Origin of the sequence: Arthrobacter alpinus, from assembly GCF_001445575.1 — a bacterium.
GTDB lineage: Bacteria > Actinomycetota > Actinomycetes > Actinomycetales > Micrococcaceae > Specibacter > Specibacter alpinus_C.
The window spans coordinates 1059074-1080298 of the sequence record NZ_CP013200.1; the positions used below are offsets into that span (position 1 = coordinate 1059074).

Genomic DNA, 21225 nt, shown 5'->3' on the forward strand with positions numbered 1-21225 from the left:
GATGACTATCGAAAACACCTCACCGCTGACCACCGCAGCAGGCGCGCCGGTTGCCAACAACCAGGACAGCCTCACCGCCGGTCCTCGCGGACCCATGCTGCTGCAGGACGTTTGGTTCCTGGAGAAGCTGGCTCACTTTAGCCGCGAAGTTATCCCCGAGCGTCGCATGCATGCCAAGGGCTCTGGCGCCTTCGGTACCTTCACGGTCACCAACGACATCACCAAGTACACCAAGGCAGACATCTTCTCCGAGGTGGGCAAGAAGACCGAGCTCTTTACTCGATTCTCCACGGTTGCCGGTGAACGCGGCGCTGCCGACGCCGAGCGTGACATCCGCGGATTCTCTGTGAAGTTCTACACCGAGGAAGGCAACTGGGACCTGGTTGGCAACAACACCCCCGTATTCTTCTTCCGCGACGGCTTGAAGTTCCCTGACCTGAACCGCGCAGTGAAGCGTGATCCGCGCACCAACCTGCGCAGCGCCGAGAACAACTGGGACTTCTGGACCAACCTCCCCGAGTCCCTGCACCAGGTCACGATCGTCATGTCTGATCGCGGCATCCCCGACGGCTACCGTCACATGCACGGCTTTGGCTCACACACCTTCTCCCTGATCAACGCCGAAGGCGAGCGTTCCTGGGTCAAGTTCCACCACGTCACGCAGCAGGGCATCAAGAACCTGAGCGATGCCGAGGCCGCCGCAGTAGTTGCTGGCGACCGAGAGTCCAGCCAGCGCGATCTCTTTGACTCGATCGAGAACGGCGACTTCCCGAAGTGGAAGCTCATGGTTCAGATCATGCCTGAGGCTGACGCTGACACGTACAAGTACCACCCGTTCGACCTCACCAAGGTCTGGTCCAAGAAGGACTACCCGCTGATTGAGGTTGGCGAGTGGGAACTGAACCGCAACGCCGAGAACTACTTCGCCGATGTTGAGCAGGCTGCTTTCGCGCCGGCAAACGTGGTGCCGGGCATCAGCTTCTCCCCGGACCGCATGCTGCAGGCCCGCCTGTTCTCCTACGGCGATGCTGCCCGCTACCGCCTCGGTGTCAACCACCACCAGATCCCGGTCAACGCCCCGAAGAACGCTGTCAACACCTACCACCGCGATGGTCAGGGCCGCGTGGATGGCAACCAGGGCCGCACCCCCGGCATCGAGCCGAACTCCTACGGCCGCTGGCCCGAGCAGCCCGCCTACGCGGATCCGGCACAGGCTATTGGCGCCATTGCTGACCGGTTCAACTACCGCGAAGATGATGCCAACTACTTTGAGCAGCCCGGCATCTTGTTCCGCGAAAAGATGAGCGACGAGCAGCGCCAGGTGCTCTTCGAGAACACCGCCCGCGCCATCGATGGAGCCTCACAGGCCACCATCGAGCGTCACATCTACAACTGCACCCAGGCCGATCCGGCTTACGGCGCAGGTGTTCGTGCGGCCATTGAGGCTCACCAGGCGTCCAAGGCTTAGTCCTTAAAGACGTACGACGGCGGCACTTACCTTCGCTTCTTGCGGAAGGTGAGTGCCGCCGTCGTTGGTTAACGCCGGCATCCGGGTTCCCCTTGTCCCGCGAGGATGCACTAGTTGCTAATGTTCCGCGCGAACATTAGCAACTAGTGCATCCTCGCGGAGGGGGAGAGGGGGAGAGGGGGAGGAAGAGCAGGGAAGGCTAGCCGAGCAGGTGTTCGCGGCCAAACATGGCGGCCGTGGCCCGAGCGGAGGGCGTTCCGGCATCGAGATCCGCGCCGGCTGCCACGAGCAGTGTGACCACTGCGTCTTCGCCCTTGAACAGGGCGCCGGCGAGCGGTGACTGGTCCCGGTCGTTGCGTAGATCCACGTTGGCGCCGCGCGCCAGCAGCATGGAGACAGTGCTGGCGTTGCCCTTGTAAGCGGCCAGCATTAAGAGGGTGTTGCCGCCGGCGTCTTGGACGTCCAAATCCAGCCCGTGATCGAGGAAATCGGCCAGTTCAGCGCTCTTGTCGTCGCGAGCCAGGTCCATGGCGAGGGCTATAACCTGCGTGGTCTGGTCTTCATTGAGGGAGGAGTTGTTGCTCATTTCTCTACAGTAGGCGATGGCTTGGCGCTTGTCCCAGCAGTCCCCGCCGGAACTGTCCCATCCGGATGAGGCAGATCCAGGCCTCCAGCGTCAACGAAGGTAGCGAGGCGGTCATCGTTGCCATGCTCGCGGGCGAAAATTTCAATGCTCGGCGAGGCACCCCACAGATCTGTGGCCCAGACAGAAATGCCAGCATGCCTCGGGCTGGTGTGCCAGGCAATGTCTTCAATGCCTTGGACCAGTTCCAACAGGGCCGCCGTGTCCACCTGATCCAGTGAGTCAACGGGAGAACGGGGGGCAGCCGTCCAATGTCCAACCCTGAATTCTTGGCCGGTATTGGGACGGGCTGGCTCGACGTGAAAGGCACGGTTCTCCCAGCCCTCAGGCGCCCATCCTGCTGGCCCGAACGGTCCTTCCGGCGCTCGTGAATACTCCGGTAGCGGGCCGTCGGAGCCCGCCCCTGACTGAGTCTCCGGGTTGCTCGCTAGCCATTCGCGCAGGCCGTGGTCTACGTCTTCAGTGCACTGCACCGCTGAACGCTGGTGAGCCGGACGGACAAGTGCGGAAGCCGCCGTCGTGCTTCCCGGCCACACAAAAAAGGTGTGTAGCGAGGGGGTGGACGTTTCGGCAACGGGCTCGCCAATGGCGTCACCCACAGGCTGCCAGTTCCGGGAGATATACAACTGCGCTCCAGTTGCGCCCACCAGCTCGGTCAGGGCCCGTCGCAGTGCACCGTAGCAGCGCAAGAGGTCGGCGGCGGAGTCCGGGCCGAACGCAATGGATGGATCATTGAGCCGGATCACGAAATGACCATCTGTCAGAGGAGCTTTGGGCCGCCGAATACTCCAAAATGTCGAAGTGAACAATTGCTCTTGTGTAACTGGCACGTTTACCTCCCGGACAGTGTAATTTCTTGTCAGCCTAACGCAACGCAGTTGAGCCCCGCACGTAACGTCCTGGAGTAAGACAGAATAGAATCATGCGATTGATCTTGATTAGGCACGGCCAAACCCCCAACAACGTACGTGGTGTTCTGGACACCGCCGTCCCGGGACCGGGTCTGACGCCCCTTGGTGAACTGCAGGCAGCCGCCATCCCTGACGCTGTGGCGGGGCAGAACATTGCGGCCCTCTACATTTCAAATCTGAGCCGCACGGCATTGACGGCGGCTCCACTGGCTGCCGCACACAACCTCGAACCGGTGGTTCGGGACGGATTGCGGGAGATCAGCGCAGGCGATCTGGAAATGAAAGGCGACAAAGCCTCGATTGAGGCATATCTGCATGCCGTCAAGTCCTGGCTAACGGGGGATCTCTCGGTTCGCATGCCAGGAGCTGACACCGGTTTTGAGGTCTTGGCACGCTTCGACGCTGTCGTTGAAGAAGCCGCCGCTGCCCACCAGACCGTCGCCATGGTCAGCCACGGCGCCATGATCCGATTCTGGGCAGGCCACAGGGGTGTCAATATCGATTGGGCCGACCCGAAATATCATGACCTGTCCAACACCGGCGTTGTCATCCTGGACGGCGAACCGACGGGCAGTTCCGCACCGGGTGGCTGGCGCATTCAGGCCTGGCATGGTGAACCAGCCGGAGGATTGAGGGGTTTGGACGCCGACGGACCCACCGCTGAAATGACCACGGAGAATATAGACGCAGGGCATGAAAACCACTAAGAAATCCGATCCGGACAAGACTTCTGCGCACCATCACGGGACTGCACCGGTAGCCGCAGCGCCCGCTCAGCAGCCCGCTTCTGGAGCGGAAGCGTTCACACCCTTCAACACAGTGAACCTTTGGCGCATGAAGGGAATTAGCTGGGTCTGGCTGGGAACGGCCGCTGTCTGCATAGCGCTGCTTGCCGTGGGTGCGCCGCTGAACATGAGTTTGTACCACATGGCCCTGCCGTTCGCGCTGGGGATGGCCATCTTGCACTCGGCGTCACTGGGATTGACTGCGGCCCGCCCCGTGGCTGGTGTCATTGTGTCGCTGGTGCCCATGATTGTTATGCCGTTGGTGTCCGATCCCGTGGGGGCAGCGCCCATGCCCTTCAGCGTGGTTGCCATGATCACCCAAGTTTTGGTGATCGGCGTGGCCGGGCTGCGCATGCATTGGATGGTTCCCTCGGCTGCGTGGCTGGCCAGTGTGGGCGTGGGTGTTATTTCCAATTACCTGACCATGCCCCATGGGCAGTCGGGCGGCGCCCAAAACAATGTTGTCATCTTTGCTGCGGTATCCGGTGGGCTCATGGTGGCTGCTGTCGTTGCCCAGCAATGGCAACATCTGCGCACGGAGCTCGCTGCTGAACGCACGCTCAGCGCCGAGGAACAGTCGCGGCGCAGATTGGCTGAGGAGCGCACCCGCATTGCCCGCGAGCTCCACGATGTGGTGGCCCACGGAATGTCGGTAGTGGTGGTCCAAGCAACCACAGCCAGCTACCGGCACGCCGGACTCAGCGACGAACTCAGACAAGAATTCGATGACATCGCAGCAAACTCTCGCCGGGCCATGACTGAGATGCGCAGCATGCTCGGCTCGCTTCGCAATATGGAAGCGGGGCGCGAGCTGGGGCCACAGCCCACGCTTGCCGATCTCCCCCAACTCTTTGCCTCGGCCCGTTCGGCGGGGATACGCATCGCAGAACCCGAGCTGTCCGACGTTGAAGGTCACGACATTGGCGAGGTCATCGCCTTGACCGCCTACAGGATTGTGCAGGAAGCGTTGAGCAACGTCATCAGGCACGCGCCCGGGGCTCAGGTGCAGGTGAGGTTTTCCGTGAAGAGTGGCAGCCTCAGCGTCTCCGTGATCAACTCCAGCTCGGACATAGGGGCCGTCATGGCGCAGTTGGATAAGGGCGCCCACGTGGGGCAGGGCCTCATCGGAATGCGGGAGCGTGCTGCCATTGTGGGCGGCGCGGTGGTGTGTGTGCCAACTCTCGACGGCGGCTTCTCCGTCACGGCGAAACTGCCACTCATCGCCACTAACGGCAAAGAAGGCAACCGAGCATGAGCATCAGAGTGTTGGTAGTGGATGACCAGGCCATGGTCCGTGAAGGGTTTGCCGCGCTGCTTGGCGCCCAAGAGGACATTGAGATTGTGGGGCAGGCCGAGAACGGTGCTGTGGCCGTGGAGATGGCGGCCACGCACCGCCCGGATGTGGTGCTGATGGATGTTCGCATGCCCGTCATGGATGGACTGGAGGCCGCGCGCCGAATCCTCGCCAATGCCCCTGAATCAGAGGCCACTCATGTGCTGATGCTGACTACCTTCGATGTGGACGACTACGTCTACGATGCGCTGCAACTGGGCGCCAGTGGCTTTCTCCTCAAAGACGCGCTCGCAGAGGAGTTGGTGGCAGCTGTCCGCATTGTGGCCTCCGGGGATGCTCTGCTCGCTCCTTCCGTGACGAAGCGGCTGATCGAGCAGTTTGCCATTTCACGGGCACGGCCGGAGCTTTCCCAAGAGCGGCTCGAGGGGCTCACCGAACGGGAGCTTGAGGTCATGACGTTGATTGGCCGGGGTCAATCAAACCAGGAAATCGCCGCTGAACTGTTCATTGCCCAGCAGACAGTAAAAACGCACGTCAGTAAGATCCTGGCTAAACTTGATCTCCGCGACAGGGTTCAAGCCGTGGTGCTTGCCTATGACACCGGGTTGGTGGAACCGGGCAGCTGAGCCACGGTTTTTGATGCTGGCGCCGGAGTAAAGCTGCCGCAATGCGTGGGTCCTCCACCGGTGGCAGGATTCCTGCCACTGTCACTGTCACTGACACTGCCTCGCGGGTGGACTGGCTTGCTTGGCTGTCTCTTTGGACAGTGCTGCTTGGCTGGACTGCACCAAAAGTGCAATTTGTTGTGTTACCGGTAACTTTATCTGAATTTTCGCGGTGACCTTGCTACAAAAGTGCTAATTTCTTCACAGTGGCTGACGGGGGCAGCAACTGTGGGCGGTGTCCTTGCGCCCGCGATAGATCCCAGGTCCTATCTGGACAGTGTCCTTCGGGCCACGATTTTCTTCGCCGGGTGCCGTGCCAACGAGCATTGTGTACCCCCGACACCTAGGAACTCCGTGAAGAGAACCTCGCCATTGAACGGCGCAAAAAGAAGAAGTATGGCAGTGGCAGGAGCGGTTTTGGCCGTTGTGGTCGCAGGAGTGGGCGTCATGACGACACCAGCCCTGGCCGCCCCAAACATTCCCCTCGATGCGGCAGCGTCCGTGCTGGCCGCAGGAACCGCTGAGCTCGACTTCAGCGGACTGACCATCACCGGCCAGCTCGGTGATGTGAGCCGTGACGTCCTGACCAATCCCTACACCGTGGGGGAGGAAATATCCTACAGTTTCAAGGTTGCCAACAACCGCTCACAAACGGTGACAGTGGTGCCGGTTTCGGGCAGCTTTGCACCCTTTGTTCCTGCCGACGGCGCCGGCAACTGCCGTTGGACCGGGCTGGGCGCAGGAGCCAACTACACCTGCGCGACACCCAAGCACACTGTAACGGCAGCAGACCTGGCTGCCGGCAGCTTTGCAACAGCCACAACGTGGCAGGTAGGCAATGAAAGCAAAACGCTTTCGACGGCGCCCGTTGCCTTGCGCGCAAAGGTCGACACATCCGTGGGTCAAGTGAGCATCTCCGGCACGCCCAGTAACCCGCAGCGCAACACGGTGACGAATCCGTACGCGCCGGGTGAGGCCCTTGCCTATACCTTCACCGTCAAAAACAATGGCACCACATCTGTCACGATGACCCCCGAATCAGGGTCATTTGCCCCCTTCGTGCCGGCTGACGGTGCGGGAAACTGCCGCTTCATCAATCTCAAGGCCGGTGCCAGCTACAGCTGCACCACCTCCAAGCACACCGTGACACGTGAAGAGTTGGATTCGGGCTTCTTCCAGCCGATCTCCACGTGGAAAGCTGGGGCTATCAGTGGCACCATCACCACGGACGCCGCCAAACTGGGCACGCCGCTGGCCGATCCCTTCTCTGGATACCTCAACGCTGGCGGACCCGACAGAGGTCTGGGCTTCCACGACGTGAACAAGACCGGGGAACCGCGAGCTATCCGCAACGATCTGACTGGCGCGTTGTCCGGCATGGTGGAATTCGCCCAAAGTACCACCATCAACCCGGCCAACAACGATGCTGCTGACATGCCTGATCTTGTGGCCGAACGCCAGGCGCTCTTGCTCTTCACGCCCACAACGGCCACCTCAGCTGTGACGGTGACCGCCAGCGTCAAGGGTGTGGCCAAGGGAACGGTCACCATGCACACGCCCGATGCCTTACCCAGGAGCGACGCCAACTTCCCCACGGGACGCCCCAAGGTGGTCTACTCCAAGCGAGCCTGGAGCGTAGACCTGCCGTGGGACGTGGTTGTCCCCGGACTTGAGCTGGTGCTCACTGACGCTAGCGGCGCGAACGGAACCCTTCCGGCGTCGAACATCACCATGGGAGCGCCTACCGAACTGGTCATCAACAACATTGAACTGGGCATGCTGACCACACCGAATATGGCCGGCGACCACGCCTTCATCAATACACCGGCGCAGTCGGCGGCCGACTACTTCCAGACCATCCCCGTCTCCAAGCTGATCATGGCGAAATACGAGCGTGTGCAGCTTCAAAAGGTCATTGTGGCCAATGGCAACATTTACACGCCGGAGAACCCCTCCGTGACCAACGGAGACGTCTACTCCGGTGACATGCGCGAAAACGTTGGCAAGGCTCAGGTCTCCACAGGTATCAACCTGGCGAACTTTGGCCAGACCTCCGGGCTCATGAATCAGAAGCAGCCAGGCTTGTACAACCAGCGCATCATTCACCACTCGGCCGGGCTCTACGCGAATGGCCGGGCCGAACACGGGCTCTCCGGTGGTAACGGCATGGCGACGCTCTACGCCAGCAGCGGCAATGAACTCAGCCACGAACTGGGACACTCCTTTGGACTAGGCCACTACCCGGGCCAGAACAGCAGCTTGAGCGGTGACGCGGCAACCATCAATGCCACTCACCATGCTGATTCCGGGTGGGGCTACAACGCGTACCGGGATGCCATGCGCCCCAACCTGACCAACAGGAGCTATATGGCTGACGGGGTGTCCATCAACGGACTGCCATTCACGCAAACCTTTGGGGGCTCCTACAACTTCTTGACCGATGCAATGGCTGGTGGTTGGGATGAGAGTAACTACTCCGATTACACGCTGCACACCGGATACAGCGCCGACAGGATCCAGGAATCCCTCACAACTGTGGTGCCCGATGTGGGCTACCCCAGCGGCTACCGGGCCTGGGATGCTACCTCGCAAAGCTACATAGATGCCAAGGTGGCCAACGCTTCTTTCAACTACCTTCGCCCCGCGACTGTGGGTGTTCCGGTGGTGACCTTGCTGGGCGGCTACGTGCCGGCCGATTCGACCAAGGCTGTTCTATACCCGGCCTTCCGGTCAAATTGGGGCAACACCTTTGACTACCCCGCCCCGGCGCAGGACGCACCTGCTGCCACCCGGGTCTGCTGGATGGATGTCGACTTCCTTGATGGCACCTCAAAGCAGTTCGCCGTCAGCGGCGGCGTGGCTGGCGCCTCGGCCACCACCGCGCTGCAGTTCAACATCAACATCGCTCAGGCCGATAAGCCCACCGGTTCTGATCTGTTCTGCAAGCAAAATGGGGTGACTTCGCAGTACGGCAACCACATCGATATTGCCACCAACCTCCCGGATCTGCCTGCGGCCGTGACCATTGGTCAGGACGCCGGCTACACGGCAGTGCGCGACGCTGAACTTCCGGCGTTGCAGACCGCACTGGAAAGCCAGATTGGTCAGTCCCTGCCTGCGTTGAGCCAGGATTCGAGGACTGCCCTCACATCGTGGAGGGACTCTGTCAACGGCCTCAGCGCTGGTGCTCAGGAAGTGGCCACCAGGATTACGACCTTGGAATCCGCCGCCACCAATGCAGGCAAGTATCTGCGGTACTACGGTGACACGTTGAGCACCCCTGCCACGCAGACTCGTTTCCAGAAGCTGCTGCTTGAAACGGGTCTGACCCCCGCTGCCGGTACCCCGGCAGTGCCGTCCGGAACGGAGCTGAAGGTTGACCGTGGGAACAGTGGCATCACCGACGGCTACTGCTTGAAGTTGTACACGAATGCGGATGGCACCCTCGAGGCCCGAGTACCCGCAGCGGACACTGTGGCCACCGAATGCACGGGAGCCACGGATGAGAAGTGGTTCATGGATGTACGCGGTGCAGTCCACAACGGCGCCCATCCAGAGCTGTGCTTGACGAGCAGCAATCCCAGCCGTCCGTCTGCGTGTGAGGCCTCAAACGGTACGCAGCAGTGGACGTACCTGGCCGACGGACATTTGACGTCGGTGGCTACGCCGAGCCGGTCCCTTGACCTTAACCGATCAACCCGGCTGCCGATTCTGTACAACACCTCGACGGGCAGCAACCAGAAGTGGCTGGGCTTGAGTACTAGCCCCGTCATGGCGATGGGCCTGATGGATGCGGCGTCCATCAAGACGATGGCGGAGTTGGGCTTGTAACCGCCCCTCATGCACGAGCGCCCGCAGCAGCGGCCGTATCCCTTTTTTGTCCAGGGGTGTGGCCGCTGTTGCGGGCTGCTTTGCTTGTGTGCCTGAAACTAGTTCTGAAGCTAGGCCGGGGGCTGGACCAGCTTGAACATGGCGCCGGTGCAGTCGCTCAGACCTGCGATCCTGCCGTAAGGGGAATCCTCGGCTGCGTTGATGATGGTGGCACCCAAGGTGAGGGCCTTGGCGATGGTGGCATCGACGTCGTCCGTCTGGAAGTAGATCTGCCAGTTGGATGGCATCTGGTCCGGCAGGAACCCGGCAGCGTCCATGATGCCGGCCAGTTCCTTTTCGCCGTCCACCAGATTGGTGTAGCGGAACTCGGGGGTGTCGCTCATGACTGAGGTGTCCACGCCGAACACATCGTGATAGAAACTCACAGCAGCCGGGTAATCCTTGCTGTGGAGCTCATGCCATGCGGCGGCGCCGTTCTCCTCGTGCGATTGGAATCCGGTGTGGCCGCCGAACTCCCACAGCCCGATTGAGGCGCCGCTAGGGTCGCCGAGCATGGCCATTTTGCCTTGTTCAGGGACATTCATGGGCTCCATGTAGGCGATGGCACCGGCGTTCTTGGCTGCGGCCATGGTGGCCTCGATGTCATCAACGCGCAGATACGTTGTCCACATATCCGGGTAGCCCTCGCCATTTTCCTGGCTCTGCATCAGCCCGGCGACACTCTTTCCGTCCTTGAAGGCCATGGTGTAGCCGCCGTACATTTCCTGGTCCCCAACCTCGTAGGACCAGCCAAACAAAGCAGCATAAAAATCTCGCGACTTGGCGATGTCGGAGGTCATCAGATCAATCCAGCACGGTGCTCCGGCGGGAATTTCTTGAGAGTTCATGGCAGCTCCATACGTCTTGTCTTGCTAGGGGAGAGATCTAGGGTCAAGGGAAGACTATGCCGGTCAGAGGGCTGCGGACAAGAGCAAAAAGGCGCTTATCTGCACAATGTTCCCAATAATGTCTTGGGAACATTGTGCAGATAAGCGCCTAGTGCGAGTGCGCGGGAGGAACTGGGGATCAGCGCATGTTGACGAACTGCAGATCGGCGTCCTCGAACTTGCGCAGCATGGCCATGACTTCCTGAAGATCATCGCGGCTCTTGGAGCTAACGCGCAGTTCATCACCCTGAATGGTGGACTTGACGCCCTTAGGGCCCTCGTCGCGGATGAGCTTGTTGATCTTCTTCGCGATGTCCTGAGCAATACCTTCGACGATCTCGGCCTCCAGACGGTATTCCTTGCCTGATGCGAAGGGCTCACCAGCGTCGAGGGACTTCAGGGAGATGCCACGCTTGATCAGCTTGGATTCGAAGACATCCATGATGGCCATGACACGTTCCTCGGAATTGGCCTTCAGCAGGATCTTTTCGCCGCTGAAATCGATCTCGGCACCCACACCCTTGAAGTCGTAGCGCTGGACTACTTCCTTCTGGGCCTGGTGCAGGGCGTTGGCGACCTCTTGCTTATCGACTTTACTGACGACGTCGAACGTTGACTCACTGGCCATGATTCCTCCATAGGCTTGCAAAACTTGAGCGGTTGATTTGCCTCCTAGCCTAGCTGGCCAGTGGCCAGAGCGCCCGTTTTGCGCTGCCGCGTGCCGCTCACAGTGTCCTCCGAGCGATCACGCGGCAAGCGCACATGTGGGCTGTGCACTGTGGAAGGTAGAAAGAATGTCAGTTTTAGGAGGACCCGTGAAAAAAGATGAACACCCTGTGCCGCCGCCTACCGCTGAGTCCCCGGCCGGCAGTTCAGCGGTCTCCCGTCATTCCGACGCGAGGCACAAGCCACACCGGAAAACAGTGGGAAGCGCCGTTGCAGCCGTAACTCTGGCAGCAGTGACTGTCTTGAGCGGACCCGCCCTGGTTGGCGGATCATCCTCAAGTTTTGAGCCCGGAAGCATCATCGGGTCCCCACCAAATTCCGTGTCGACTCGGATCGCCGGCGTTCAGGAAGACATGGCCCGAGCCGTGGAGTTGCAGCAGATTACGGCTGAGCAGGCGGCGTTCCTGGAAAGCCAGCTAGTCAAACGGATTCAACGCGACGCCTGAGGCGTTCACCGGCGGGCTTTCACGGGGAGACAAGGCGGGACCTGTTGAGGCGAATTGTCTACCGAATGTAGTGTGATTGACGCCAATTTTGGCACCTTGGTGCTCTCGATTAGATTCTTGAGCAAATTCCTTGTACAGTTTTACTGCTTCCACTTGTTGGGAGCGAAAGTCGGACCCGAAGTTTGGGTGCGGTTTGGCCATGGCAGATTACCCGAGCGGCCAAAGGGGGCTGACTGTAAATCAGCTGGCAACGCCTTCACTGGTTCGAATCCAGTATCTGCCACCAAACGGGAAACCCGGAACCTCGCGAGAAATCGCCAAGTTCCGGGTTTTTTCGTTTCCCGGAGCAGGAGTGGGCTCCGATGGCGCCTATTGCGGACTAAACTCTGCCAATCCGGGTACGGCTTGGCTGCCAAACGCGAACTACAGTTAAGGCATGGAATACGTCGTGCCGCTGCTCATTGTGCTTGCCATTGTCATTGCTGTGGTTGTTGGATCCCGGCTTGTGGGACGGCGCAATCAGCCGCCCCACGTCACGGGAGGGGAAACTGAGGCCAGCACTGCTCCCAAGGCGGCCGCCAACAAGCGATCGCGCCATGAAATCACTCGGGAAGACGCACAGGAAGCCAGCGCCAGACTGAGCCCGGAGGAGCACAGGAGTGTTTACGCCCTGATCGCGCGGCATCAAGTGCTTAACGCCGTCAAGGAATACCGCAAGGCGACCCGCCTGGGACTCAGCGACGCAGCGCAGGCTGTGGCTGCTTTGGCGCAATTCCCGCAGCCCACGCCCGAGCGTCCGGCGGCCGCGACCGCCGTCGAACATCCCAACTCCGAGCCCGCCGCGCAGCCTGAGCCCAGCATTGTGGAAGGGCCGCTGACAGTGGAGGACATCATCAACGCAGGCCCCGCCACGCAAGCGACGCTGGCAAGTTCATCCCCGGAGCTCAAGCCGGAATCACGCGTCAAGCCCGTTGCCGCCGCTGGCAGTTACCGGTACCGCGCCATAGTCTCGCAAGGTGATGAGGTCCGTGAAGTAGTCAGCACGCGTCTGAATGCGGAGATTTACGCGCAGATTCGCCAACTCGCGCTGTCCGGAAATTACGACGACGCTGCTCGCCTTCTGCGCGATCACGCCGACATTGGGATGGCGGATGCGCAGGAGTTCATATCGATGATTGGCCCCGAAGACTAAGCCCTGGTTGGCGCGGGTCTCCTCTCAAAGCAGAGGCAGGGCGTCACATGTTCGGACAAGAATGACTAAACGGACAGTCTTTCGATAATGTTTGGCAAGCATCTTATAAATTATCTGCCGGCAAGGGCATCCTTCCGGCCTGGTGCAGCGCCCCTCAGGCAAGACGTGGGTCAATACCGGAGCGGTCACGGTGCAGGTTTACTTTGATGCGGATGGCTCCGCCCCCAAGAAGCTGGTCCGCACGCTGAAGACCAATTCATCTGGTTCATTCAAAGCGGCCGCAGTGGCCACGGTTACCGGCAAATGGTCCGTAACTCTCCCGGCTCAGGGCAGTTACAAGACATCGTCCACGAGTGTACGTGTGGTCAAGGTGGTGCCGGCTCCCAAGCCGACGTCGGCTAAGCCCGCGAGCAAGTGGAACTGCCCGGCGTGGGCCCCCATCAAGGGCAACGCGCCGAGCAAGATCTACCACCTCAAGAACCAGCGGTTCTACACGAAGACCACTCCTGAGATTTGCTTCACCACCGAGGCTGCCGCCAAGCAGGCCGGCTACCGCAAGTCAAAGGTTTGACAGCCACGCTCTAACGCTGCGCATCAAACAAAGTGCCCGGTCCCTGTGGTGCCGGCTCCCAAGCCGACGTCGGCTAAGCCCGCGAGCAAGTGGAACTGCCCGGCGTGGGCCCCCATCAAGGGCAACGCGCCGAGCAAGATCTACCACCTCAAGAACCAGCGGTTCTACACGAAGACCACTCCTGAGATTTGCTTCACCACCGAGGCTGCCGCCAAGCAGGCCGGCTACCGCAAGTCAAAGGTTTGACAGCCACGCTCTAACGCTGCGCATCAAACAAAGTGCCCGGTCCCTGTGGGGCCGGGCACTTTGTTTGACGCGGGTGAGGATTAGAGGGCCTCGTTGTCGCTTTCCAACACAAAACCATCCTGATGGTGAATCAATTGGCGGCCCATGCCGGCGTCAAGCTGGATCCACAGGCATTGGCGGTCGTGGGAAATGGTCTCCACGCGGCCCGACAATCGCCAGCCACGATCGTTAATCAGGGCCACCGGTGCATCCTTGGGCAGCGCGGGCCACACGTCGTGGTTCTCGGGATTGATAAAGGCTCGGTGGTGCATGCGGCGGGTCATGGGTTCTCCTGGTGTGAAAGTCATCGCTGCTTCCTTATCTATTTACTCAATACCGCAAGCTTGCACGGGCCAGATGAATTTGCTGTGAACTGAGTGTGACTTTCGGTTCACGGCTCTATGAATCTGCCCCGACGGCACGGTCCCAGATGAGTGGCCAGGGCCGCTTAGTGCTCACGCGGTGAGCGAAACCACAGCCAAATGGGAGGCTCATCCCGTACGGTTAAGGCATGGCTACAGTAGAAATCACCACGGAATCTTTTGGCCCCACCATTGAGGGCAACGACATTGTGATCGTTGATTTTTGGGCTTCTTGGTGCCAGCCCTGTGTGCGTTTTGCGCCCACCTTTGAGGCTGCCTCCGAAAAGCACGACGACGTTGTGTTCGGCAAGGTGGATACGGAAGCGCAGCAGCAACTTGCCGCCGAAGCCAACATCACCTCCATCCCCACCCTGATGGCGTTCCGCGAAAAAGTGTTGGTGTTCGCCCAGCCCGGCGCCTTGAACGGCACCGAACTGGAATCCGTCATTGACGCCGTCAAGGCTCTGGACATGAGCGAAGTTCATGCAGCCGTCGCCGCCAAGGCCGCCGAAGGCACCGCCGCCGAATAACAGTCCGCTGTCAGGACCTGAAACCTCTATCAACAGCATCGACCCGTGAGTTAAGGCTGCTTAGATTCCTCTAAGCAGCCTTAACTCACGGGTCGATGCTGTTTCCGGAGGCTGTGTCTCTAGGTGCGAACCAGCTCTACCGGCTTTGCCAGTAGGGCGCTGAGGGATTCGTTGAGGTCCTGAACGGCAATGCCCTTGCTGTGCTTGGTAAGGTCCTCTTCGGATGCCCACTGCTCGGTCAAAACAATCTTCTCTTCCGATTCCTCGGTGATTTCATACTGGATGCAGCCAGTCTCTTCGACGACCTGCTCAATAGCGATGTCCAGTGCAAGCTTTACACGGAAGAATTCGCCCTCGTTGGGGATGAAAGTGGCCTGTAGGTTGATGATCTCGCTCATGCAACCAGCCTAAGCGATGGAAATGTGCCACGAGTATTTGGTTACGGCATGGTAACCAAGTCAAAGCGAATCTCGGTGCTGCAGATCGAGGTGATCTTGATCGAATAGCCATAGAATTCAGCGGTATCGCCGAGCTCCAATTCCTTGAAATTGGGCAACGGGGAGGGCCCGTGTTGTGTGACAGTCAGGGTGACCGCAGCCGGTTCCGGGGAGGTGAAGATTCCGATGATGCCCACTCGCGGGCGAAGTGAAGGATCCGACGTGGCTGCCGGGAGTTCCGGTTCTGAGAAACCTATTCCCTGCCGCAGCTTGTAGACGCCGGTTTGGGTACAGGATGTGTTCATTGCTTGGTCCTTTGTCGGGGCGGTGGTCTCGGATGGGTTGGGGGAGGGGGCTACGGGCAACGTGCACCCGGCAAGCATCGCCACGATCATGGCGGCCCAGAGGATGCGGTCCGTTGTTCTCACTTCATTCCAATCACTGCTGACTCGGTTACATATTTCTCATATTGTTCCTTGCTCATGATGGCATCTGGTTGGGGTGGTCCCCAAGGATTGCCCAAGACTATGTTGCCGGCATCATCAAGTCCCTTGGCGAAGAAAGCATGCGGGCCGGGCAGGTTTTCGGGTCTTCCATCATCACCGCGGGCGGGGGCATCGGTGGAGATTACTACGGGTTTGCCGTCCGCGATGGCCTGCCAGATGGCGTCCGGGTTGCCCAAGACGCTGGCTTTGCCGCCGCCCACTGTTGGCGAAAGGTTCGAAGGCCACTGGCTTTCGATGCCGTGATAACTTCCCGCCGGTTTGCCATCATTGGGATAGCCCTGCGCCAGGGCTTTCTCATAGTAGGAGGGCCAATTGGCCGCTTGGGGATTGTTGATAGCGGCTCCGTCACTGGAACCGCGCGTCCCAAGATACCCGCCCTGATCGTTGACGGGCAGGTCCTTGGAAACGGTGACCCAATGCTCGGACCCTGAGCTGCCATAGAGTTTCACGGACACCATTCCGTTGTTGTTGTCCTTGATGTGATCACTGATGAACGTTGGGTCGTGGTACGACATGGCCGCCAACGTGGCCAGGGAGCCGCAGTCCCCGTAGCTGCCTTGATGGACATCACGCCAACTGGGACTTTCACCCAAGACACCACCTGCGGGCGCGCGGTGCCCGGCGGCTTCGGTTGTTTCTCGACGTCTGGGTTGGCGGCGTCGCCGGTCACCATGGCGTCGTCGGGGGTGGCCCAGGGGACGTTGGCGAGGATGCGTGCCGCTTCCTCGGTGGAGGCGTTGCGTAGCAGCGTGCTAAGCAGGTCTTGGCGTTCCAAAGGATTGATCCCGGACCAATTGAACAGGCCCTTGCCGTCTTGTCCTGCGGTTTTAGCCAACGCCGCAAGTTCATCGTCCGACAGGGATGCCAGGAATTGGGCCAGCTCACTTGGTGTGAGTTTCGCAAGGGAGTCCTTCAGCTGCGAAACATCGTGTTCATTGCCCAGAAAGAAGTTTTCTAGGCCGGAATTGGTGGAGGCGTCCCGAAGTTGGGACTGCAGATCGGCCAGATTGATTTGAGGACTGTTCGGCGCCGACATCTGTGCCGAGCTGGCGCGATCTTGCTCATCCGCATTTTTGCGGAGCAGATCCGAGGTCTGCTGCAAGATTTTGGCCGTCGCCTCCAGCCGAGGGGCGAGGGCTGTGTGCCAATGCTTTTGGAAACGCTGAGAGTCTTGGCCGAGCCACCCCATCTGGGGACCGATGCTGCCGCCCAAAGTACGGCGCACCCCTCTCAATTGGACTGAGCAGATGTCAAATACTTTTGCCGCGTCGCGAAGATCTTGTCGGTCGCTGCCCAGAAATCCATCTGCCACGGTGAGTTCCCCTGATCCTTTTCCTCAAGGGTAGTGACCGCCCAATGCCCGGTTCAATGGGCACAACTCCCCAAGGCCATCGCGCGGGTTGGGATCAGTGTCCGCGATGGTCCTGAATGCTCATGCGCGGACCGAACGTGGGTTTCCGGAAACCGCTGAGCTGAAGCAGCCGCACCACGCGCTGGCGGTGCCCCCGCCACGGTTCAAGAAGTTCCAGCATGCCCGCGTCATCCACGGGCTTCCCGGCCAGGGCCCAGCCTACATATGCGGCCAGATGGTAGTCGCCCACCGCCACCTGGTCGGCATCCCCGTGCGTGCGCTGGGTGACTTCTGCTGCGGTCCAGGCCCCAATGCCAGGAATGCTCTGCAACTTCATGCCCGCCTCCGCTGCCGTGAGGACACTCAAACGCTCCAAGCCCGACGCCGACCGCAGCATCCGCTGGACCGTGGCCGAACGCTGTGGTCCAACGCCAGCCTTGTGCCATTCCCACGATGGAATGGCTGCCCATTGGGCGGGTGTCGGCGCGACGAGCAAATCGGCCGGGACCGCTGCGTCTGTTCCAACACCCGGGGCTGCCGAGCCGAACCTCCGCAACAGGATCGCGTAGCCGCGGCGTGCCTCAAGTGATGTGACTTTCTGCTCCAATATGGCCGGCACCAGGGCGTCAACCAGGCGCCCCGTGGCGGGCAGGCGCAGTGCCGGGTGCCGCCGTCGTGCGTCCCGAACGCGGGGAGGGAGCGTCTCGGTGACAGCGGGGGAGTCAAAAGTGGACCAGTCGTCCTGGGCGCCCAGCAGTGCCGGGGCAGATTCCAGAGCATGGCCGGCGCCCGGCCCCCAAGCCCGGGCATGCAGCTCGGTGCCTCGCTGCGTAATGCCCAAGGTGGCAGGGCCGGTGGGTGTGTTGAAAGCCAGCCAGGCGTTGTCTGGAGTGAGCCGCATGGTTCGATCGCCCGCGCCGCGCCCAATGATGCCCAACGTCTGCGCCAGCGAATACGGGGCGCCGGCATCCCAAACGGCGATAGGTCCCTGGCGTGCGGTGGTGGTCATAGATCCATGGTCGCATGCGCTCCTGTTAGGGGGTGTGCAAGCGGGAGAATCCTGCTATGTTAACGTTTATCGTTATTATCGATCAGCGTTAAGTTTGGGGTGTTTTGATGGTGTTTTCAACATGGTGGTCATGGTTGATAGTGGTGGCGGTTCTGGCAGTCGTGGCCATGATCCTGTTCATGGGCAGGCGCACGGTCAAGGACCCTGAAGCCGTGGCAGGTGGCATGATGGTCCGAGCCACGCGGCGTATCGCCTGGCTCTATGTAGCGGCGTGTGTGGTGGGTGGGTTGAGCGCTGCCGTGACCACCGTGTGGGGAGACGCCGTCACCGTGCGGTTGCCTGTGGAAGAGTTCTGGCCGTCGCTGCCGGAATCCGTGGAGGTCCAAACTCCATTGGCCATGGTTCGGGGCGGCGGATTCACCTGGGCCGACGTCAGCGTGAGTGGGCTCGCCATGCAGACGCGCATCATGCTGATGGTCGCAGCGCTGGCTCAAACCGTGTTGTTTGCCGTAGCTGGTCTGGTCATTATCAGGATGTGTTCCTCCGTTATGAACAAGACACTCTTTGGATCAAAACTCGTCAGAGGCGTTCAGCAGGTTGCCGGCGTCGTCATGCTCGGTGGAATGGTGTGGCAGATTGCTCAGATTTTCGGAGGCACCATGGCTGCCAATGAGGTCCTCGGCGCCACAGCGTGGGGCATGTCCGGGGCGACCATTGAGTGGACCGATCTGCACGACATCATTGGCCTGCCACAGATCGCATATTCCTGGGAATTCAATTTCTGGCCCATTGGAATTGCCTTGGTCCTCATGGTCTTAGCTGAGCTGTTCCGCCAGGGCAGCAAGGTCCAAAAGGATACGGCAGGGCTCATCTGATGGCAGATGAGGAAGATTCCGGGATCCATTGCCGTCTTGATGAGCTGCTGGCCGAGCGTGGCATGACTCTGACCCGGCTCGCCGAGCTGGTGGACATTAGCATTGTGAACCTCTCCGTCCTGAAAAATGACAGAGCTAAGGCCATTCGCTTCTCCACCCTCGTGGCTATTTGCCGCGCGCTCGAGTGTGAGGTGGGGGATCTGCTGGAGGTGGCCTAGCCATCGTGGCCCGGTTTAGCTTGGTAATCCATTGCTCAGCCACAGCGCCAGAACAGCTGTGGGGAGCAGCACCAGCACCAGGCACAGGCCGGCAAGTGCGTAGGAGCGCCAAGAGATGTTGACGCCCATGGCCTTGAGGCGGCTATGCCACAACAAGGTTGCCAGCGATGCCCATGGAGAGATCAATGGACCCAGATTGACGCCGATCAGCAGCGCCGCGAGACGGACAGGGGTGTCGGCCAAAGGCTCCAGGGCCAGATATGCCGGTAGGTTATTCACACCGTTAGCGCTCAACGCACCCGCCCCGGCGAGCTGGAGCAGGCTCAGGAATCCGTTCCCTGTGCCAGCAACCGGGCCCAGAGCCTGTGAAAATCCATGATCGTGGAAGGCGGCAACCACCATGAATAGGCCAACGGTCAGCAATAACGGCTGGATCGGCACCATGGACCACCGTAGGACCGAGGGACGCCGGGTCATGAAAACAATCAGCAGGAAAATCGCCGCAATGCTGGCTGGAATGGCGACCGCAACACCGGACACCAAGGCTGGCAACAAGAGCGCCACGGTGATGGCACTGAGTACCAAAAGCCGCTTGTCTGTCACTGGAGGAACTGCCGGAGCCTGATACTTGCCGTGCAGATCTTTGCGGAACAGCAGCCACAGGAACAGCATGGGCACCACAATTCCCGTCACAGCCGGTGCCCACAGTAGCTCCACGAATCCGAGCGGGCGAAGGTCCAATTGATGCTGAGCCAACAGGTTCGTCAGGTTTGATACCGGTAGGAACAACGACGCCGTATTGGCCAACCACACGGTGGTCAGCGCAAATGGCAGAGGGTGGATGCGGGCATGCCGGGCCAGCGTCACCACCACCGGGGTGACCAGCACCGCCGTCGTATCTAAGGATAAGAAGACGGTGCTGAGAGTGGCCAGCGCAACCACCAGCAGCCAGAGGACAAAGACTCGCCCACCGGCGGGCCGCTCTGATGTCGACCGGGCACCCCAGCGGACCATGCGTGCGGTGACGAATCGAAATAGCCCTGCCAATTCCGCCAATTCCGTCACGAGCGTCATGGCAACAACAAAGAGCAAGATCGGCACCGTGCGGGTGGCAAGGTCTAGCGCTGACGCCGGGCTCAACACGCCAGTGACGAGCAGAAGCAGCCCCACAAGAAACAGTGCGGGGGCACCCGAGGCGGCTGCCAGTTTTTTCATGGTTAGCTTCGATCCTCGGCGGCGAGCTCTTCGGCTGTCTGCTGGAGTAAATCTCGGCAGGCTAGCAAGGCCGGACGACGGCGGCTGGACCGTCTGGCTGATGTGAAAATGGTGCGCCGGGGTGCTTCGGGCAAATCGATCAGGGACACCGGCGTTGGGCGCCCCGTCCACATCAAATCCGGCATGAGTCCCACGGCATTGCCTGATTCAATGAGCCTGATTTGGGCCTGCAGATCTGCCGTCTCAAACCGCACATCCGGTTCGAAACCTGCCTGCCGGCACGTTTGTTCGGCCCAATGGCGCGATGCGGCGCCGCGTGGTTCCATGACCCATGGCAGCTGCGCAGTGTCCGCGATGCTGGTGATGGGCTCGGTGTGCAACCGGCTCATGCCGCCGCTCACGCCGTCGGCGGGGACTGCCAGACGGATGGCATCGGTGGTCAGCACCACCCGGTCCAGTTCCGGATGTAGGGGTGCCGCATGACCGGGATATTGCTCGGCAACCACTAGATCGAAGTCCCGGGCCCAGGTCTCATGCAATGCGGTTTCGGGTTCCCGCTGGACCATCTCAATGCGGACATCCGGGTAGGCCTGCGCCATTGAGGTGAGCATGGCTGGGATCAGGGCCAGGGCTGCCGACTGAAAAACAGCCAGCTTTACGGTTCCCGTTACGGTAGTTAAAGAAGCGGACATGTCAGCCTCGGCGCGTTCCAACGTTTCCAAAAGCTCGGCGGTGTGCTCCACCAGAATTTCTGCTTGTGCGGTGAGTTGTACGCGGCGGCCCACCTTGCGGAAAAGTGGGACACCGACTTCTTTCTCGAGCAGGGCCAGCTGTTGGGACACGGCAGAGGGGCTGTATTGCATCACTGCGGCCACGTCGGCCAAGGTTCCGCGAATATGCAATTCGCGCAGCAGCCGAAGCCGTTTCAGCTCGAGCATTGCCCCTCCAGATTTGTTAAGAAAAAGTGTTGAGTAATCAT

At 60.4% G+C, this 21225-nt stretch carries 24 protein-coding genes and 1 tRNA gene; 13 read left to right on the top strand and 12 right to left on the bottom strand.

Annotated features, from left to right (window positions below; all coding sequences use genetic code 11):
- Position 1: 1 nt before the first annotated feature.
- Positions 2-1468, top strand: coding sequence for a catalase (locus tag AS189_RS04635; RefSeq protein WP_062286535.1), 1467 nt, complete (start codon positions 2-4; stop codon positions 1466-1468).
- 199 nt (positions 1469-1667) lie between these two features.
- On the opposite strand, the gene AS189_RS04640 is transcribed toward AS189_RS04635, so the two are convergent.
- Together AS189_RS04640 and AS189_RS04645 are read right to left on the bottom strand one after the other, a co-directional pair.
- The gene (locus AS189_RS04640; protein WP_062286536.1) at positions 1668-2054 is read right to left on the bottom strand and encodes an ankyrin repeat domain-containing protein; all 387 of its coding nucleotides are present in this window, start codon (positions 2052-2054) and stop codon (positions 1668-1670) included.
- Positions 2051-2857, bottom strand: a complete 807-nt coding sequence (locus tag AS189_RS04645; RefSeq protein ID WP_062286537.1) for a hypothetical protein — start codon at positions 2855-2857, stop codon at positions 2051-2053. The genes AS189_RS04640 and AS189_RS04645 overlap by 4 nt, the downstream gene beginning before the upstream one ends.
- Before the next feature lie 176 nt (positions 2858-3033).
- On the opposite strand from AS189_RS04645, the gene AS189_RS04650 reads away from it, so the two are divergent.
- From AS189_RS04650 to AS189_RS04665, 4 genes are all read left to right on the top strand, one after another.
- The gene (locus AS189_RS04650; protein ID WP_062286538.1) at positions 3034-3729 is read left to right on the top strand and encodes a histidine phosphatase family protein; all 696 of its coding nucleotides are present in this window, start codon (positions 3034-3036) and stop codon (positions 3727-3729) included.
- Positions 3716-5062 (top strand): histidine kinase, encoded by a 1347-nt coding sequence (locus AS189_RS04655; RefSeq protein ID WP_062286539.1) that lies wholly within the window; start codon positions 3716-3718, stop codon positions 5060-5062. Before AS189_RS04650 ends, AS189_RS04655 begins: the two co-directional genes overlap by 14 nt.
- Positions 5059-5727: a response regulator gene (locus AS189_RS04660; RefSeq protein ID WP_062286540.1), complete on the top strand. Its 669-nt coding sequence runs from the start codon at positions 5059-5061 to the stop codon at positions 5725-5727. Before AS189_RS04655 ends, AS189_RS04660 begins: the two co-directional genes overlap by 4 nt.
- Before the next feature lie 435 nt (positions 5728-6162).
- Positions 6163-9597 carry a M66 family metalloprotease gene (locus tag AS189_RS04665; protein WP_062286541.1) on the top strand — a complete coding sequence of 1145 codons (3435 nt, stop codon included), beginning with the start codon at positions 6163-6165 and terminating at the stop codon, positions 9595-9597.
- Between the two features lie 110 nt (positions 9598-9707).
- Here the strand turns inward: AS189_RS04665 and AS189_RS04670 are convergent, their stop codons facing one another.
- Positions 9708-10484, bottom strand: a complete 777-nt coding sequence (locus tag AS189_RS04670) for a VOC family protein (RefSeq protein WP_062286542.1) — start codon at positions 10482-10484, stop codon at positions 9708-9710.
- Between the two features lie 178 nt (positions 10485-10662).
- Positions 10663-11151 carry a YajQ family cyclic di-GMP-binding protein gene (locus AS189_RS04675; RefSeq protein WP_062286543.1) on the bottom strand — a complete coding sequence of 163 codons (489 nt, stop codon included), beginning with the start codon at positions 11149-11151 and terminating at the stop codon, positions 10663-10665.
- 187 nt (positions 11152-11338) lie between these two features.
- Here AS189_RS04675 and AS189_RS04680 point away from each other — a divergent pair, with 187 nt between their 5' ends.
- The 5 genes from AS189_RS04680 to AS189_RS04700 all read left to right on the top strand — a co-directional run bounded on the left by AS189_RS04680 (position 11339) and on the right by AS189_RS04700 (position 13704).
- Positions 11339-11695, top strand: a complete 357-nt coding sequence (locus AS189_RS04680; protein WP_062286544.1) for a hypothetical protein — start codon at positions 11339-11341, stop codon at positions 11693-11695.
- Positions 11696-11896: 201 nt separating this feature from the next.
- Positions 11897-11981: transfer RNA gene (locus tag AS189_RS04685), tRNA-Tyr, on the top strand.
- A 150-nt stretch (positions 11982-12131) separates the two neighbouring features.
- Entirely contained in the window at positions 12132-12887 is a 756-nt protein-coding gene (locus tag AS189_RS04690) for a hypothetical protein (RefSeq protein WP_129587153.1), read from the top strand.
- A 142-nt stretch (positions 12888-13029) separates the two neighbouring features.
- Positions 13030-13458 (top strand): hypothetical protein, encoded by a 429-nt coding sequence (locus tag AS189_RS04695; protein ID WP_062286546.1) that lies wholly within the window; start codon positions 13030-13032, stop codon positions 13456-13458.
- A 45-nt stretch (positions 13459-13503) separates the two neighbouring features.
- Complete coding sequence (locus AS189_RS04700) at positions 13504-13704, top strand: hypothetical protein (RefSeq protein WP_062286547.1); 201 nt, start codon at positions 13504-13506, stop codon at positions 13702-13704.
- Positions 13705-13784: 80 nt separating this feature from the next.
- Here the strand turns inward: AS189_RS04700 and AS189_RS04705 are convergent, their stop codons facing one another.
- Positions 13785-14051: a hypothetical protein gene (locus tag AS189_RS04705; protein WP_062286548.1), complete on the bottom strand. Its 267-nt coding sequence runs from the start codon at positions 14049-14051 to the stop codon at positions 13785-13787.
- 203 nt (positions 14052-14254) lie between these two features.
- On the opposite strand from AS189_RS04705, the gene AS189_RS04710 reads away from it, so the two are divergent.
- On the top strand, positions 14255-14635 hold the full coding sequence (locus AS189_RS04710; RefSeq protein WP_062286549.1) for a thioredoxin family protein: 381 nt from the start codon (positions 14255-14257) through the stop codon (positions 14633-14635).
- 119 nt (positions 14636-14754) lie between these two features.
- Here AS189_RS04710 and AS189_RS04715 read toward each other — a convergent pair whose 3' ends face one another.
- The 5 genes from AS189_RS04715 to AS189_RS04735 all read right to left on the bottom strand — a co-directional run bounded on the left by AS189_RS04715 (position 14755) and on the right by AS189_RS04735 (position 17938).
- Positions 14755-15033, bottom strand: a complete 279-nt coding sequence (locus AS189_RS04715) for a putative quinol monooxygenase (protein WP_062286550.1) — start codon at positions 15031-15033, stop codon at positions 14755-14757.
- A gap of 41 nt (positions 15034-15074) precedes the next feature.
- On the bottom strand, positions 15075-15500 hold the full coding sequence (locus tag AS189_RS04720) for a hypothetical protein (protein ID WP_062286551.1): 426 nt from the start codon (positions 15498-15500) through the stop codon (positions 15075-15077).
- The gene (locus AS189_RS04725; RefSeq protein WP_062286552.1) at positions 15497-16036 is read right to left on the bottom strand and encodes a hypothetical protein; all 540 of its coding nucleotides are present in this window, start codon (positions 16034-16036) and stop codon (positions 15497-15499) included. The genes AS189_RS04720 and AS189_RS04725 overlap by 4 nt, the downstream gene beginning before the upstream one ends.
- Positions 16024-16890: a hypothetical protein gene (locus tag AS189_RS04730; protein WP_129587156.1), complete on the bottom strand. Its 867-nt coding sequence runs from the start codon at positions 16888-16890 to the stop codon at positions 16024-16026. The genes AS189_RS04725 and AS189_RS04730 overlap by 13 nt, the downstream gene beginning before the upstream one ends.
- Before the next feature lie 94 nt (positions 16891-16984).
- A complete protein-coding gene (locus tag AS189_RS04735; RefSeq protein WP_082634080.1) occupies positions 16985-17938 on the bottom strand; it encodes a DNA-3-methyladenine glycosylase family protein in 954 nt (317 codons plus the stop codon).
- Positions 17939-18045: 107 nt separating this feature from the next.
- Between AS189_RS04735 and AS189_RS04740 the strand changes: the two genes are divergently transcribed.
- Both AS189_RS04740 and AS189_RS04745 read left to right on the top strand, forming a co-directional pair.
- Positions 18046-18813 (top strand): DUF2975 domain-containing protein, encoded by a 768-nt coding sequence (locus AS189_RS04740; protein ID WP_129587157.1) that lies wholly within the window; start codon positions 18046-18048, stop codon positions 18811-18813.
- Positions 18813-19031 carry a helix-turn-helix domain-containing protein gene (locus AS189_RS04745; protein WP_062286555.1) on the top strand — a complete coding sequence of 73 codons (219 nt, stop codon included), beginning with the start codon at positions 18813-18815 and terminating at the stop codon, positions 19029-19031. Before AS189_RS04740 ends, AS189_RS04745 begins: the two co-directional genes overlap by 1 nt.
- 15 nt (positions 19032-19046) lie before the next feature.
- On the opposite strand, the gene AS189_RS04750 is transcribed toward AS189_RS04745, so the two are convergent.
- Both AS189_RS04750 and AS189_RS04755 read right to left on the bottom strand, forming a co-directional pair.
- Positions 19047-20246: an SLC13 family permease gene (locus AS189_RS04750; protein WP_062286556.1), complete on the bottom strand. Its 1200-nt coding sequence runs from the start codon at positions 20244-20246 to the stop codon at positions 19047-19049.
- Positions 20247-20248: 2 nt separating this feature from the next.
- Positions 20249-21184 (bottom strand): LysR family transcriptional regulator, encoded by a 936-nt coding sequence (locus tag AS189_RS04755; protein ID WP_062286557.1) that lies wholly within the window; start codon positions 21182-21184, stop codon positions 20249-20251.
- Between the last annotated feature and the right edge of the window lie 41 nt (positions 21185-21225).